Here is a 15033-nt window from a genome sequence, read left to right on the forward strand (position 1 = left end):
ACACCCCCCGGATCATGCGTACGACAGGGGCGGTAAGTCATACCGGACCGAGCGACCGAGCAGTCCCCATCGGGGACGATCAAAAAGGTAACGGGTGACGACGCCACGTGGGCGAGGATCTGAGCGACGAGCGTGATCCGTTGCTGGTGCGTCCGTTCGTTCTTCCGGACGGGGTGCGCCAGGAGCCACCGTCGTCCGTGTCCACCTGGCCGGTTGAGCAGCGCGCCGGGGAGATGCCGACCCAGGTGTTGCCTACTGTTCCGGATCGGCTGGGCGGCGAGGCGGAGCAGGGTGCGCCTGGCGCCCGGCGACAGCGCAGTGCGGTGCTGTTGATCGGGGTCGGGGCTGTCGCTGTCGCCGCTGTCGCCGGGTATGCGCTGCTGCGGGCCGATGATCAGCAGGAGAGCTGGATGTCACTGCCGGGGCAGTCGCTTCCGGCGGCGATCGGTCCGGCCACATCGGGGAATGTCGCGCCGAGTTCGCTTCCGGACGATAACGGTGCTGACGAGGGCGGGCAGGGTGGCCCGGGTAGGACGACCGAGGCGACGCGGCCCAGCCCGTCGCTTTCGGGGGCAGTGCCGTCGGGTGGGGGTTCGGTGAGCCCGTCGGCCGGGTCCTCGGCCGGTGGTTCGAGCAGTTCGGTTCCGGTGGCGCCGGTCGCGCCGATCGATCTTGTGCCGAGTCCGATAGCGACCGGGGGCGGGCTTCTGGTCACCGGCAACGGTCTGTGCCTGGACCTGCGTGGCGCGGAGGCCTCCGAGGGGCGTGACGTCCACATCGACGATTGCAACGGCACCAGTCCGCAGCGCTGGAAACTCAACGCCAACCGGACTCTCGAGGTGCTCGGCATGTGCGCCTACCTCGTGGGGGACGGCACCGTCGAGTTGACGGGGTGCGACGGGCGCACTACCGCTCAATGGCAACTGATGAGCGACGGTGTGCTGACGAACGCGGCGAACGGCCGGTGTCTCACCGATCCGTTCTGGGGTGCCCGCCCCGGCAACGCGGTCGTCGTTGCCACGTGCACCGGTGGCAGCAACCAGCGCTGGTCCTTCCGCTGATCTCGGCGTTCCCGGTCGCCGTGGAGCGGCCGAGCGCCGGGCGGGTAAGCGTAGAGCAGGCGAGCAGGCGAGCAGGCGAGCAGGCGAGCAGGCGAGCAGGCGAGCGCAGAACGGACAAGCGGCCGAGCCGGCAAGCGCAAAACGGGCAAGCGGCCAAGCCGCCGAGCGACCGAGCGGCCAAGCGGCCACGCCGCCGAACGGCCAAGCGGCCAAGCGGCCAAGCGGCCACGCGGCCAAGCGACCGAGCGGCCACGCGACCGAGCGGCCAAGCGGCCACGCGACCGAGCGACCAAGCGGCCACGCGACCGAGCGACCAAGCGACCGAGCGGCCAAGCCGCCGAGCGGCCAAGCGACCGAGCGACCAAGCGACCAAGCGACCAAGCCGCCGAGCGGCCAAGCGGCCAAGCGACCAAGCGGCCACGCGGCCAAGCGGCCAAGCGACCAAGCGGCCAAGCGGCCAAGCGGCCAAGCGACCAAGCGACCAAGCGACCAAGCGGCCAAGCGGCCAAGCGACCAAGCGACCAAGCGGCCAAGCGGCCAAGCGACCAAGCGACCAAGCGGCCAAGCGGCCAAGCGGCCAAGCGGCCAAGCGGCCAAGCGGCCAAGCGGCCAAGCGGCCAAGCGGCCAAGCGGCCAAGCGGCCAAGCGGCCACGCGGCCAAGCGGCCAAGCGGCCACGCGGCCACGTGGGCAAGCCACCGAGCGGCCACACGGCCACGTGGGCAAGCGCGAGCAGGCGAGCGCAGAACGGGCGAGCTGGGAATATGCCGGTATGAGGGCCACCGAGGAGAACGGCATGGTCGTCTCGTGTGCCGGGACGGCTTCGCCATGCGTCGCGGAGCGGGCCGGGACTGCGAACATCGCTGTAGGACCACCACGGCCCGGGGTGCGGGTCCACCACCAGGTCGGCCGATATGAACCAGTCCCACCGCTGGGCTCCGGGAAGCGACCGCGGAACTGCAGACCGCACGGGGCTGGGCGGGGAGAGCCGCCAGACTGAGCGAGATCGACGGAGAGCGAGGGGCGGCGGAGGCACGGGAGAAGGCCGAGGTCATCCGGAGCATTACCGAGGGTGTAGGGAACGGCACGCTGGGGATCTGCTCCGGGCGTACAGAGTGAGATTGTTTCTTATTTTGGTAAAGTGATCGAATCCTCAGGCTGAAACAGTAGTGATCATCTGGTTCCTGCCTCTTAGGGTCATCTGGTGATCTCCGCGCCTCTTCGTATCGCCCTCCTGTCGTATCGGAGCAAACCGCACAGTGGGGGGCAGGGGATCTATGTCCGGCACCTGTCGCGAGAACTGGTTCGGCTCGGGCACCGGGTCGAGGTGTTCTCCGGGCCGCCGCTTCCGGAGCTGGACGCCGGGGTCGAGTTGACGGTGCTGCCCAGCCTCGACCTCTATCGTGAGCCGGATCCGTTTCGTACGCCGCGGCTGTCGGAGTTCCGCGACGGGATCGACGTTCTTGAGTGGACGGCGATGTGCACCGGGGCGTTTCCGGAGCCTCTGACGTTCTCGTTGCGGGCCTGGCGGCATCTTCGGGAGCGGCTCGCCGAGTTCGACGTGGTGCACGACAACCAGTGCCTGGGGTACGGGCTGCTGCCTCTGAGCCGGTCCGGCACCCCGCTGGTGGCCACGATCCACCATCCGATCACCGTGGACCGGGACCTGGAGCTGGCCGCGGCGCCGGACTGGAAGCGGCGGCTGTCGTTGCGTCGCTGGTATGCGTTCACGCGGATGCAGGGACGGGTGGCGCGTCGGCTGCCGTGGCTGACGACGGTGTCGCAGGCGGCGCGGGACGAGATCGTGGAGGCGTTCCAGGTCCCGGCCGAGCGGATGCGGGTCATCGGTGTCGGCGTCGACGTCGACACCTTCAGCCCGAAACCGGAAACCGGCGACACCACCGGTCCGCACCCGGAAACCGGCAACACCACCAACCCGCACCCGGGAACCAGTGGCACCGCGACCGCGACCGCGGAGGGGCTGGAGGCGCGCGGCGGGGCGGCCTGGCTCACCCCGCCGGCGCCCGGTGGACGGGTGGTGGCGGTGGCCAGTGCGGACGTACCCCTGAAGGGTTTGCCGGAGCTGATCGAGGCGGTGGCGAAGCTGCGCGCCGATCACGACGTGGAGCTTGTCGTGGTGGGTTCGGCGCGGCCGGACGGGGCGGCGGCCAAGGCGATCACCCGGCTGGGTCTGGACGGGGCGGTGCGGTTCGTGTCGGGGATCTCCGATGCGGAGCTGGCTGATCTGTTCCGGTCGGCGACGGTGGCGGCGGTGCCGTCGCGGTACGAGGGGTTCTCGCTGCCGGCGGTGGAGGCGATGGCGTGCGGGGTTCCGCTGGTGGTGACGACGGCGGGCGCGCTGCCGGAGGTGACGGGGCCGGACGGGCTGGCGTCGCTGCAGGTGCCGCCGGGCGATCCGGGGGCGTTGTCGGCGGCGATCGGGCGGCTGCTCGACGACGAGGGCCTGCGCCGGCGGCTCGGGGCGGAGGGGCGGCGCCGGGCGGTCGAGCATTTCACGTGGCGGCGCACCGCGATCCGTACCGCCGAATGGTATGCCGACGCGATAGCCGCGCACCGCACGGCGTGAGGTGATCGGGAGTCGGGTGGGACCGGCCCGCCGGCAAGCGCGAGACAAGACCCCACAACCGTGGGTGGACGAATGAAAGGGCAGGTAGGGACACATTGTTGACCGTCGACTACGACCGGCTGGACGTGCGGCCGGGGATGCGGGTTCTCGATCTGGGTTGCGGCGAGGGCCGGCACACGTTCGAGGCGTACCGGCGGGGCGCGGACGTCGTCGCCCTGGATCTGAGTGTCGGGGATCTGGCGACGACCGCGTCCTGGTGTGTGGCGATGGAGCTGGCCGGCGAGGTCCCGGCGACGGCGAGCGCCACGACGGTCCAGGGTGACCTGCTGGCGTTGCCGTTCCCGGACGCGAGTTTCGACCGGATCATCGCGTCGGAGGTCCTCGAGCACATCCCGGACGACGTGACGGCGATCGCGGAGATGACGCGGGTGCTCAAGCCGGGCGGGCTGGCGGCGGTGACGGTGCCGCGCTGGCTGCCGGAGCGGGTGTGCTGGGCGCTGTCCGACGAGTACCACGCCAACGAGGGCGGGCACGTGCGCATCTACAAGGAGGACGAGCTGTCGGCCCGGCTGCGGGACGCGGGTCTGACGGTGACGGGCAACGGGTTCGCTCACGCGCTGCACAGCCCCTACTGGTGGCTCAAGTGCGCGATCGGTGACGCGGGGCTGACGAAGGCGTACCACCGGATGCTCGTCTGGGACATCACCGAGAAGCCCGCGCTGACGCGGGTGCTGGAGCAGGCGCTGAATCCGCTGATCGGTAAGAGTGTGGCGATCTACTTGAAAAAGGAGGAGGTGACCGTGGGTGTCGGTGCCTGATCTGCCGGGCGTGCTGAGCGCCGACGACATCCGGGCCACGGTCGCCAGCATCGCCGCCGAGCAGGAGGAGTCCGGGGCGATCCCCTGGTATGCCGGCGGGCAGCTCGATCCGTGGGATCACGTCGAGGCGGCGATGGCTCTCGATGTGGGTGGTGAGCCGGCCCGGGCGGAGGCCGCCTACGACTGGCTGCGCCGGACTCAGCGCGCCGACGGCAGCTGGGCGTCACGTTACGAGAGGGGGGTGGTGGCCGACGCGACGGCGGAGACCAATCATGCCGCCTACCTGGCGGTCGGCTGCTGGCACCACTTCCTGTGCACCGGCGACGAGGGCTTCCTGGCCCGGATGTGGCCCACCGTCCGGGTGGCGCTGGATTTCGTGACCGCCCATCAGGGGGCGGGCGGCGAGATCTGGTGGGCGGCCGGTGACGAGGTGGCGCTGCTGACCGGGTCGTCGAGCATTCATCAGGCGCTGCGCTGCGCGGTGGCGATCGCCGACCTGGTGGGTGACCCGCAGCCGGACTGGGAGCTGGCCGCCGACCTGCTGGCGCAGGCGATCCGGCAGCGGCCGGCGGCGTTCGCCGACAAGGGCCGGTTCTCGATGGACTGGTATTACCCGGTGCTCGGGGGCGCGGTGCGCGGGGTGGCCGGGAGATCGCGGATCGAACAGCGGTGGGACGAGTTCGTGGTGCCGGGCCGGGGCGCCCGCTGTGTCGCCGACCGGCCGTGGGTGACCGGTGCGGAGACGTGCGAGCTGGCCCTGGCCCTGGACACGGTCGGTGACCGGGAGGCCGCGGCCGAGCTGGTCGCGGCGATGCAGCATCTGCGGGAGCCGGACGGCTCCTACTGGACGGGTCTGGTGCTGACCGACGGGGTGCGCTGGCCGGTGGAGCGGACCACGTGGACGGCGGCGGCGGTGGTGCTGGCCGTCGACGCGCTGCACGCGGCGCATCCGCGGTCGGAGATCTTCAGGACGCCGGGGATCGCCGAAGAAGTCGCAGCGAACCGCAGCCGGTGAGTTCGGTGTAGTCGCCGCTGTCGAGGGCTTTGCGGTAGATGCGGTAGGGCGCCTGCCCGCCGTCGGCGGGGTCGGGGAACACGTCGTGGATGGCGAGGACCCCGCCCGCGGCCAGGTGCGGCGCCCAGCTCGCCAGGTCACGCTGGGCAGACTCGTCGGTGTGGCTGCCGTCGAGGAACAGGAACGCCAGCGGCGTCGACCACAGTGCCGCGAAGTCCTCGGCGCGGGCCACGACGGCCACGACGACGTCCTCGGCGCCGCCCAGGGCGATGGCCCGCCGGAACCCGGGCAGCGTGTCGATCCGGCCGACCAGCGGGTCGACGAGTCCCGGATCGTGGTACTCCCATCCCACCTGGTGCTCCTCGGAGCCCCGGTGGTGGTCGACGGTCACCACGCGGCCGCCCCGGGCACGGGCCGCGGCGGCCAGATACAGCGTCGATTTGCCCAGGTAGCTGCCGACCTCCAGGATCGGCCCGCCGGGCGCGGCGAGAGCGGCCTCGGCGAGGGCGCGCCCCTCGTCGGCCGGCATGAAACCGGCCGCCTCGGCAGCGGCGGTCAACAGTTGCTGGTCCAGCACGATTGCGGGCGACGACATCGCGTCATTCTAAGATCAACACCCGTTCGGTCGTACGCCCGGAGCCGTCACCAACCGCAACCCACACCTCCCGTGAGGTCCCCGCGAGGCCGGTCCCGGCGCAAGGCCGCACCGCGGCCGCCGGGCCGAGGCGTCAGTCGAGGCTGATCGCGCGCCCAGCCGCCTCGTGCAGCACCGCGGAACAATCCCATCCCGGCGGCCTGGCACCGCGCAGGCCGCCGCGACTCGATGGCGTCAGTGGCCGCCGGCGAAGGTGGGTCGCACGTAGATGATCACGCGGTCGGCGGCGTCCTTGGGGGCGTCGGTGCCGAACGGCGCGTTGTAGCGCTTGGCCAGCTCGACATAGAAGGCGCCGGTCGGGTCCGGGTCGATGTGGTCGACGACGCCACGGACCTCGACATACCGGTACGGGTTGTCCTGGTCGATGATCGAGATGGCGACGGCCGGGTTGGCCTTGATGTTCTTGAACTTCTTGCGGAAGTTCGTGTGGGTGAACTTCAGGAACTGGCCGTCCCACGCATACCACATCGGGTTGACCTGCGGGGTGCCGTCCTCCCGGATCGTCGCGAGGTCGGCGAACAGCGGCCGCTCCAGCAGGTCGATCAGCTCGTCCGGGATGCTCGTCATCGGTTCTCCTCCGTCGTTGATGGCCGGTCAATCCTGCCTCGGAAATGTAAACAGCGCCGCCCGGCACACGGCCGGACGGCGCTGTTCCTTCCCCCCGGAAGGACTACTTGCCGCGCCGCTTGTTCAGGATGTCGAACGCGACAGCGACGATCAGGACCAGGCCCTTGATGACCATCTGCCACTCGGGCTTGACGTTGGTGATGGACAGGCCCATGTTGAGCACGCCCATGATCAGGGCGCCGATGATGGCGCCGGTGACCTTGCCGACGCCGCCGGTGACAGCGGTGCCACCGATGAAGGCGGCGGCGATGGCGTCGAGCTCGTAGTTCTGCCCGGCGGCGGCGACCGCCGAGCCGGCGCGGGCCGTGGTGATGACCGCGGCGACACCGGCGAGCAGGCCCATGTTGACGAACAGCAGGAAGTTGACCCGCTTGGTCTTCACACCGGACAGCATGGCGGCGGGCAGGTTGCCGCCCATCGCGTAGATGTGCCGGCCGAAGATCGTGTTGTTCATGATGAACGAGTAGAGCAGGACCAGTGCGCCCACGATGACCAGCACGATCGGCATGCCGCCGGCGCTGTTGGCCAGCAGCCAGGTGAGGTAGCCGATGGCCAGGATGCCGACGATCAGCTTGCCGAGGAAGGCGGCGGACGGCTCGGTGCGCAGGTCGTTGCGGACCAGCTCGCGCCGGGTGCGGATCTGGCTGACCAGCAGGCCGAGGGCGGCGACCGCGCCGATCACCACGGAGACCACGTCCAGGTTGCCGGCGAATCCGAGCCAGTTGGGCAGGGCGCCGTTGGCCAGGGCGTTGAAGTCGCTGGGCAGGCCACCGACGGTGGTGCCGACGTAGTAGATCGCCAGGCCGCGGAAGAGCAGCATGCCGCCGAGGGTGACGATGAACGCCGGGATGCCGACGTAGGCGACCCAGAAGCCCTGCCACGCGCCGACGACGCCACCGAGGACGACGGACAGCACGACGGCGAGCGGCCAGGACACGTCCCACTGCATGATCATCAAGCCGCAGATGCCGCCGATGAAGGCGACCACCGAACCGACCGACAGGTCGATGTGGCCGGCCACGATGATCATGACCATGCCGATGGTCAGGATGAACACGTACGCGTTCTGCTGGATCAGCGACACCACGTTGTTCGGCAGCAGCATCAGGCCGTCGGTGTCGAACTGGAACCACAGTGTGATCACGATCAGCGCCGCGACCATCACGTACTGCTTCAGGTTGCCGCCGAGGTAGGCGGCGAGCGAGCCGCCCCCGGACGTCTTCTTCCCGGAGCCGGGCGAGGACGCCGGCGCCGGAAGAGTGGTGGACGCGCTCACCGTGTTGCTCCGCTCTTCTCCATGGTCATGTAACGCATGAGGCTCTCCTGCGAGGCCTCCGCACGGGGCAGCTGACCGGTGATGCGCCCCTGGCTCATCGCGTAGATCCGGTCACAGATACCGAGCAGCTCGGGCAGCTCGGAAGAGATCACGATGACGGCCTTGCCGGAGTCGGCAAGCTTGTTGATGATCTCGTAGATCTCGTACTTGGCGCCGACGTCGATGCCCCGCGTCGGCTCGTCGAGGATCAGCACCTCGGGCTCGGCGAACAGCCAGCGGCTCAGCACGACCTTCTGCTGGTTGCCGCCGGACAGCTTGCCGACCTGCACGTCGACGCTCGGCGTCTTGGTGCGCATGTCCTTGCGGAACCGGTCGGCGATGGTGATCTCCTTCGCGGAGTTCACCACACCGGCACGGGCGATCTTCTTCAGCCGCGCCGCGGTGGTGTTGCGCTTGATGTCCTCGATCAGGTTGAGGCCGTAGTGCTTGCGGTCCTCGGTCGCATACGCGATGCCGTGCTCGATGGCCGCCGCCACGTTGGTGATGGAGACCGGCTTGCCGTGCAGGAACAGCTTGCCGGTGATGCCGGTGCCGTAGCTGTGCCCGAACACGCTCATCGCCAGCTCGGTACGCCCGGCGCCCATCAGCCCGGCGATGCCGACGATCTCCCCGGCGCGCACGCTCAGCGACGCGTCCTCGACCACGAGCCGGCTCGGGTCGTTGGGGTGACGCACGGTCCAGTTCTCGATCCGCAGGATCTCCTCGCCCACCGTCGACACGTGGTCGGGGTAGCGGTGCTCCAGGTCCCGGCCGACCATCGAGCGGATGATGCGGTCCTCGGAGACCGGCTCGGCGCCGTGCATGTCGAGGGTCTCGATGCTCTGGCCGTCGCGGATGATCGTCGTGCTGTCGGCGATCGCGGCGATCTCGTTGAGCTTGTGCGAGATGATGATGGACGTGATGCCCTCGGCCTTGAGGCTGCGCAGCAGCTCCAGCAGGTGAGCGCTGTCCTCGTCGTTCAGGGCCGCGGTCGGCTCGTCGAGGATGAGCAGCTTGACCTTCTTGGACAGGGCCTTGGCGATCTCGACCAGCTGCTGCTTGCCGACACCGATGTCCAGGATCTTGGTGTCCGGCTGCTCGTCCAGGCCGACCCGTTTCAGCAGGTCGGCAGCCTGCCGGTTGGTCTGCGCCCAGTTGATGACGCCGCCCGAGGCCCGCTCGTTGCCCAGGAAGATGTTCTCCGCGATGGACAGGTACGGGCTGAGCGCGAGCTCCTGGTGGATGATGACGATGCCGCGCTCCTCGGAGTCACGGATCGTCTTGAAGTTGCAGGTCTCGCCCTCGAAGACGATGTCGCCCTCGTACGTGCCGTGCGGGTACACACCGCTGAGCACCTTCATCAGGGTCGACTTGCCCGCGCCGTTCTCGCCGCAAATGGCGTGAACCTCCCCGCGGGCCACGCTCAGCGTGACGTCCGAAAGCGCCTTGACGCCCGGGAAGGTCTTGGTGATCCCCCCGCATCTCCAGGATCGGGGTCGTGTCGTTGGCCATCGCACAACTCGCTTGCTCTAGGTCCGACGGGACCGGCCGGGCCCGCAGAAGGTGGGCCCGGCCGGAGTGCGACTTACAGGCCGAGCTTGTCGGCGGTGTAGAAGCCCGACTCGACCAGCTTGGTCTTGACGTCTTCCTTCACGACGACGACCGGCGGGAGCAGGTACGCCGGGACGACCTTGACACCGTTGTTGTAGGTCTTGGTGTCGTTGGTCTCGACGGTGCCGCCCTTGACGATCGCGTCGACCATCTTGGCAACCTGGTCACCCAGGGTACGGGTGCCCTTCCAGACCGTCATCGACTGCTTGTCGGCGAGGATGTTCTTGGTGTTCGCCAGGTCGGCGTCCTGACCGGTGAGGATCGGGTAGTCCGGGCCCGGCTTGTAGCCCTTGGACTCCAGCGACTGCGCGATACCCAGGGCCAGCGAGTCGTTCGGGGAGAGGACGACGTTGACCTTCTTGCCGCCGGTGTAGAACGAGTTCAGGCGGTTGTCCATCTCGGCCTGCGCGGTCTCGGACTTCCAGCCGGTGATGGAGACCGTCTTCCAGTCCTCCTCGGTGGCGATCTTCTTGCCCGAGGGGATGACCAGCTTGCCGCTCTCGACGTACGGCTTGAGGACGTCCCACGCGCCGTTGAAGAAGAACTTGGCGTTGTTGTCGTCCGACGAGCCGGCGAAGGGCTCGAGGTTGAACGGGCCCTTGCCGTCCTTGAGGCCCAGCTTCTCCTCGATGAACTGGCCCTGGAGCTTGCCGACCAGGTAGTTGTCGAAGGTGGCGTAGTAGTCCACGTTCGGGCTGCCGTTGATCAGGCGGTCGTAGGCGATGACCTTGACGTTCGCCTTGGCGGCCTTCTCCAGCACCGGGCCCAGCGCGGTGCCGTCGATCGAGGCCACCACCAGAACCTTCGGGTTCTGGTTGATCATGTTCTCGAGCTGGGTGATCTGCTGGTCCACCTTGTTGTCGGCGTACTGCAGCGAGGTCGTGTAACCGGCCTTCTTCAGCAGGTCGTCCAGGTGCGCACCGTCGTTGTTCCAGCGCTCGAGCGAGCGGGTCGGCATCGCGATGCCGATCAGGTTCGAGGTGGAGCCGCCGGTGGACGACTTGGACTCGTCGCGGGTGCTGCTGCAGGCGGAGGTCGCGGCCAGCGAAGCGGCCAGGGCGACGGACGCGAGGACCCGGAAGTTCTTGGACACCTCGACGTCTCCTTTCTATAGGGCCCGCTACCGGGCCTCCGAAGCTTCGATTTGTTGCTGCGGACAACATACGACTCTTACGAGGGAGTTTCACGCGGGGGTTCGTAACGGCTGCGTAACACTCCCCGTTACCGTGGAGGCCCTCAACTGCCCTGAATAGGCGTTCAGACTCCACGTTCCGTAACCGAGCGCCGCTCATCGTATTTGTTGATCACGGCTACGAAACCCCCGAGGGTTCACTTTCACCGATCGCAACAACACTGATACCTACCGCCGCCGCTCATACCGGGACCTCCGGCCCTGCCCGGCCCACCCCACGCCGCGACACGCTGGGACCATGACCCACCGGACGGCAGTTCTCGCGCACGCGGCCCGCCTGGCCCGGCACGCCCCCTCGATCCTCAACACCCAGCCCTGGCAATGGCGGATCGGCCGGCACACCGCCGAACTCCGTCCCGACCCCACACGGCTGCTGCCCCACGTCGACCCGCAGCGGCACCTCACCCTGCTCAGCTGCGGCGCCGCCCTCCACCACGCGCAGGTCGCCGTCCACGCCCTCGGCTGGGACGTCCTCGTCGAACGCGGCGACAACCCCCTCGCCCGCCTCGTCCTCGGCAACCCCGCCGCCCAGCGCGACACCGACCTCGCCGCCGCCATCACCCACCGGCACACCGACCGGCGCCCCTTCGGCGCCCAACCCCCCAGCGACGAGATCATCGCCGACCTGCGCCACGCCGCCGAGAACCACGGACTGCACACCCACCAGGTACGCCGCGACGAGATCCCCCTCCTCGCCGCCACCACCGCCCGCGCCGCCGCCGACGCCGCCCACCGCCCCGGCCACACCGCCGAGATCGCCCACTGGGCCACCGGCCGGCCCTCCGCCGGCGGACGACGGCCCGTCCCCCTGCGCGCCCTGCACGGCCCCGCCACCGGCGACGGCGACATCGGCGCCCGATACCTCGTCCTGCACGGCCCCGGCGACACCCCTGCCGACTGGCTCCGCGCCGGCGAGGCCCTCTCCGCCCTGCTGCTCACCGCCACCCTCCGCGGCGTCGCCTGCTCCCCCATGAGCGAACTCGTCGAAGCGCCCTGGCCCCGCGGCCTGCTCGCCACCCTGATCGGCGAACCCTGCCACCCCTACCTGGTGATCCGCTGCGGCTACCCGACGAACGACGAACCGCCCCCGGCCACCACACGGCGACCGGAGGCGGAGACCACCACCTACCTCATGGGTGCATCGACGCGCCCTTGACCACCTTGTCGACCGCGTTGCGCGGCCCGTACACGGCCAGCCCCACCAGATCCAGATCAGCCGTCGCCACCGCCCGCACCGCCGCACGGTTCGCCGCGTCGTGCCCGGTCGCGAACAGATCCGACGTGAACACCGCCATCCGCACCCGGCCCAGCGCCCGCCCGTGCGCCGCCGACAACAACTCCTTGCCGCCCTCGAACACCATCACCGGCTGCCGGAACATCGGCAGATACTCCACCCCGCCACCGTCGGCATACGGCTCCCCCACCAGCTCCGGCACCACCGAACCCAGCCCGGACACCAGGAAAGCCGTCACGTTCAGCCGCTGCCACGTCAACAGGTCGTCCCGCAGCACCACAGCGATCTTGTCGTCGAACCTCATGCGCCACATCGTCGCCACAAGGCCCCCACCAGGTCTTGTACGATTTTGACGTGCACCGGCTCGAAGCCTGGCGGCCACCACTGACCGGCGTGGCCGAAGTGCTGCACGCCCACTTCGACGACCACGCCTACCCCATGCACGCCCACGACACCTGGGCCGTGCTCCTCGTCGACGACGGCGCCGTCCGCTACGACCTCGACCGCCACGAGCGCGGCGCCTACGGCGACCTGATCACCGTCCTGCCCCCGCACGTCCCCCACAACGGCACCTCGGCACGACCCGGCGGCTTCCGCAAACGCGTCCTCTACCTCGACCACGACCAGCTCCCGGCCCACCTCATCGGCGCCTCCGTCGACACCCCCGCCATCACCGACCGCGCCCTGCACCACGCCATCTCCCGGGTGCACCGGCTCATCCGTACCCCCGAAGACGCTCTTGCCGCCGAAGACCTGCTCGCCCTCGCCCTCGCCCGGCTCCGCACCCACCTCGGGGAACCCGCCGGACGCCGGCCCGCCGGCCCGGCCGCCGCACACGACCTCCGCGACCTTCTCGAAGAGCACATCACCGACGGGCTGCCGCTGGCCACCGCCGCCGCCACCCTGCACTTCGACCCGGCCCACCTGGTCCGCGCGTTCCGCCGCGAGTTCGGCATGACCCCGCACCAGTACCTGATCTCCCGCCGCGTCGACACCGCCCGCCGGCTCATCCACACCGGACTGCCGCTGCGCGCCGTCGCCACCGACAGCGGCTTCCACGACCAGCCGCACCTCAACCGGCACTTCAAACGGATCCTCGGCATCAGCCCCGGCCGCTACGCCACTACCGCGGCACCATCCAGTCCAGCACCGGCGTCGCCTGCAACGTGACCAGCACACACATGAACAGCAGCAGCACCAGGCTCCAGCCGACCACCCGGCGGAAGATGTCACCCTCACGCCCGGCCATCCCCACCGCCGACGCCGCGATCGCCAGGTTCTGCGGACTGATCATCTTGCCGAGCACCCCGCCGGACGAGTTCGCCGCCGCCAGCAGCACCGGGTCCAGCCCCGTGTTCGCCGCCGTCTGCACCTGCAACGCCCCGAACAGCGCGTTCGCCGACGTGTCCGAACCGGTCACCGCCACCCCGATCCAGCCCAGGATCGACGACAGGAACACGAACACCCCACCGGCCGTCGCGAACAACGCCCCCAGCGTCGCCGTCTGACCCGACTGATTCAGCACGTACGCCAGCGCCAGCACCGCCATCACCGTGACGATCGCGTGCCGCAACTCCACATAGGTACGGCCGTACGCCCGCACGGCCGCGCCCGGCCGGATCCGCAGCACCACCGCCGTCAGGATCCCGGCCACGATCATCAGCGTCCCCGCCGCCGGCAACCAGCCGAAGGTGAAGTTCACCGACGACAGCGGCTTGCCGTTCGCCCCCAGCACGTCCAGCCCCGGCCACGCGAAGATCACCGTCCACGGCTCCGCGGCCAGCGCCTTCTTCACCGGCGCCAGGTTCGCCACCGAGAAGATCGCGATGATGATGAGGTACGGGGCGTACGCGCGCAGCACCTCCACCGGCGCGTCTCTCGCCGGGCCCGGCGCCGCCGCTTCTCGTGTCGTGCCGGCCGCCGCCGCTTCTCGTGTCGTGCCTGGCTCCCCCGCTTCGTCCGCCGGGCCGGCCGTCACCCGCCCGGCTTCCGTCCGCTCGGGATCTGCGGCGCCGGTGTGCAGGTCGGGTGACTCGGCCGGGCGCCACTTCCGCAGCAGCAGCACCACCGCGGCCGCCGACACCAGCGCGGCGATGATGTCGGTGAGCGGCACCGACACGAAGTTCGACGCCACGAACTGCCCGACCCCGAAGGTCAACCCCGCGACGAGCGCGACCGGCCAGGTCTGCCGGACGCCACGGCGTCCGTCCACCACCGCCACCAGCACGAGGGGTACGACCACCGCCAGGATCGGAGTCTGCCGGCCGACCATCGCGCCCAGGGTCTCGGTGGTGAGCCGGGGATCCGCGGCGGCGCCCGACGTGACCGTGCCGAGCGTGACGATCGGCGTGGCGAGCGCCCCGAACGCGACCGGCGCCGTGTTCGCGATCAGCGCCACCGCCGCCGCCTGCAACGGCCGGAACCCGAGCGCCATCAGCATCACCACGGTCACCGCGACCGGGGTCCCGAACCCGGCCAGCGCCTCCAGCAGCGCCCCGAAGCAGAACGCCACGATGATCGCCTGGATCCGCGTGTCCGGGCTGATCCGTTCCATCGACCGCCGCAGCACGTCGAAGTGGCCGCTCACGACGGTCAGGTTGTACACCCAGATCGCGTTGATGACGATCCACAGGATCGGGAAGAACCCGAACGCCGCACCCTCACTGGCCGACAGCAGCGCCTGCCCGGCCGGCATCGCGTAGACGGCCACCGCCACGATCAGCGCCACGCCCAGGGAGATCAGCCCGGCCAGCCAGGCCCGCATCCGCAGCACCCCGAGCAGCACGAAGAGCGTGAGCAGCGGCAACGAGGCGAAGACCGCGGACACCGCGACGGACCCGCCGACGGGGTCGGTAACGATCGTGAACTGTTCGAACATGGCAGCCATCCAGGTCCGTCGATCACCTTAGCCGCAATGTA

General features: G+C 69.7%; 13 protein-coding genes. 6 read left to right on the forward strand and 7 right to left on the reverse strand.

Annotated features, from left to right (window positions below):
• Positions 1–107 precede the first annotated feature (107 nt).
• From BM290_RS18790 to BM290_RS18805, 4 genes are all read left to right on the forward strand, one after another.
• Positions 108–1061, forward strand: a complete 954-nt coding sequence (locus BM290_RS18790; RefSeq protein ID WP_093615810.1) for an RICIN domain-containing protein — start codon at positions 108–110, stop codon at positions 1059–1061.
• A 1203-nt stretch (positions 1062–2264) separates the two neighbouring features.
• Positions 2265–3647, forward strand: coding sequence for a glycosyltransferase family 4 protein (locus tag BM290_RS49830; protein WP_093615812.1), 1383 nt, complete (start codon positions 2265–2267; stop codon positions 3645–3647).
• 98 nt (positions 3648–3745) lie between these two features.
• Positions 3746–4465: a class I SAM-dependent methyltransferase gene (locus tag BM290_RS18800; RefSeq protein WP_218163295.1), complete on the forward strand. Its 720-nt coding sequence runs from the start codon at positions 3746–3748 to the stop codon at positions 4463–4465.
• Positions 4452–5480: a prenyltransferase/squalene oxidase repeat-containing protein gene (locus BM290_RS18805; protein WP_093615816.1), complete on the forward strand. Its 1029-nt coding sequence runs from the start codon at positions 4452–4454 to the stop codon at positions 5478–5480. The genes BM290_RS18800 and BM290_RS18805 overlap by 14 nt, the downstream gene beginning before the upstream one ends.
• Here the strand turns inward: BM290_RS18805 and BM290_RS18810 are convergent.
• From BM290_RS18810 to chvE, 5 genes are all read right to left on the reverse strand, one after another.
• Positions 5431–6075: a class I SAM-dependent methyltransferase gene (locus BM290_RS18810; protein ID WP_093615819.1), complete on the reverse strand. Its 645-nt coding sequence runs from the start codon at positions 6073–6075 to the stop codon at positions 5431–5433. The two genes, BM290_RS18805 and BM290_RS18810, sit on opposite strands and share 50 nt — an antisense overlap.
• A gap of 234 nt (positions 6076–6309) precedes the next feature.
• The gene (locus tag BM290_RS18815; RefSeq protein WP_093615821.1) at positions 6310–6702 is read right to left on the reverse strand and encodes a PPOX class F420-dependent oxidoreductase; all 393 of its coding nucleotides are present in this window, start codon (positions 6700–6702) and stop codon (positions 6310–6312) included.
• A 103-nt stretch (positions 6703–6805) separates the two neighbouring features.
• Positions 6806–8038, reverse strand: coding sequence for a multiple monosaccharide ABC transporter permease (gene mmsB, locus BM290_RS18820; protein WP_093615823.1), 1233 nt, complete (start codon positions 8036–8038; stop codon positions 6806–6808).
• Complete coding sequence (gene mmsA, locus BM290_RS18825; protein WP_177319783.1) at positions 8035–9594, reverse strand: multiple monosaccharide ABC transporter ATP-binding protein; 1560 nt, start codon at positions 9592–9594, stop codon at positions 8035–8037. Before mmsA ends, mmsB begins: the two co-directional genes overlap by 4 nt.
• 68 nt (positions 9595–9662) lie before the next feature.
• The gene (chvE, locus tag BM290_RS18830) at positions 9663–10781 is read right to left on the reverse strand and encodes a multiple monosaccharide ABC transporter substrate-binding protein (RefSeq protein WP_093615825.1); all 1119 of its coding nucleotides are present in this window, start codon (positions 10779–10781) and stop codon (positions 9663–9665) included.
• A 337-nt stretch (positions 10782–11118) separates the two neighbouring features.
• On the opposite strand from chvE, the gene BM290_RS18835 reads away from it, so the two are divergent.
• Complete coding sequence (locus tag BM290_RS18835) at positions 11119–12036, forward strand: hypothetical protein (protein ID WP_093615827.1); 918 nt, start codon at positions 11119–11121, stop codon at positions 12034–12036.
• Here the strand turns inward: BM290_RS18835 and BM290_RS18840 are convergent.
• Complete coding sequence (locus tag BM290_RS18840) at positions 12011–12418, reverse strand: DUF2000 domain-containing protein (protein ID WP_203779376.1); 408 nt, start codon at positions 12416–12418, stop codon at positions 12011–12013. The two genes, BM290_RS18835 and BM290_RS18840, sit on opposite strands and share 26 nt — an antisense overlap.
• A gap of 50 nt (positions 12419–12468) precedes the next feature.
• On the opposite strand from BM290_RS18840, the gene BM290_RS18845 reads away from it, so the two are divergent.
• A complete protein-coding gene (locus tag BM290_RS18845; RefSeq protein ID WP_239143580.1) occupies positions 12469–13284 on the forward strand; it encodes an AraC family transcriptional regulator in 816 nt (271 codons plus the stop codon).
• Here the strand turns inward: BM290_RS18845 and BM290_RS18850 are convergent.
• Positions 13238–15001, reverse strand: a complete 1764-nt coding sequence (locus BM290_RS18850) for an L-lactate permease (RefSeq protein ID WP_093615833.1) — start codon at positions 14999–15001, stop codon at positions 13238–13240. The genes BM290_RS18845 and BM290_RS18850 overlap by 47 nt on opposite strands.
• Between the last annotated feature and the right edge of the window lie 32 nt (positions 15002–15033).

This window comes from Actinoplanes philippinensis, assembly GCF_900113015.1.
In the GTDB taxonomy this organism is placed as follows: Bacteria; Actinomycetota; Actinomycetes; order Mycobacteriales; family Micromonosporaceae; genus Actinoplanes; species Actinoplanes philippinensis.

Excerpts from the sequence above, each read along its gene's own strand:
- BM290_RS18810 (WP_093615819.1), bottom strand. The coding sequence starts at position 6,075 with ATGTCGTCGCCCGCAATCGTGCTGGACCAGCAACTGTTGACCGCCGCT.
- BM290_RS18815 (WP_093615821.1), bottom strand. The coding sequence starts at position 6,702 with ATGACGAGCATCCCGGACGAGCTGATCGACCTGCTGGAGCGGCCGCTG.
- BM290_RS18835 (WP_093615827.1), top strand. The coding sequence starts at position 11,119 with ATGACCCACCGGACGGCAGTTCTCGCGCACGCGGCCCGCCTGGCCCGG.
- BM290_RS18840 (WP_203779376.1), bottom strand. The coding sequence starts at position 12,418 with ATGAGGTTCGACGACAAGATCGCTGTGGTGCTGCGGGACGACCTGTTG.
- BM290_RS18850 (WP_093615833.1), bottom strand. The coding sequence starts at position 15,001 with ATGGCTGCCATGTTCGAACAGTTCACGATCGTTACCGACCCCGTCGGC.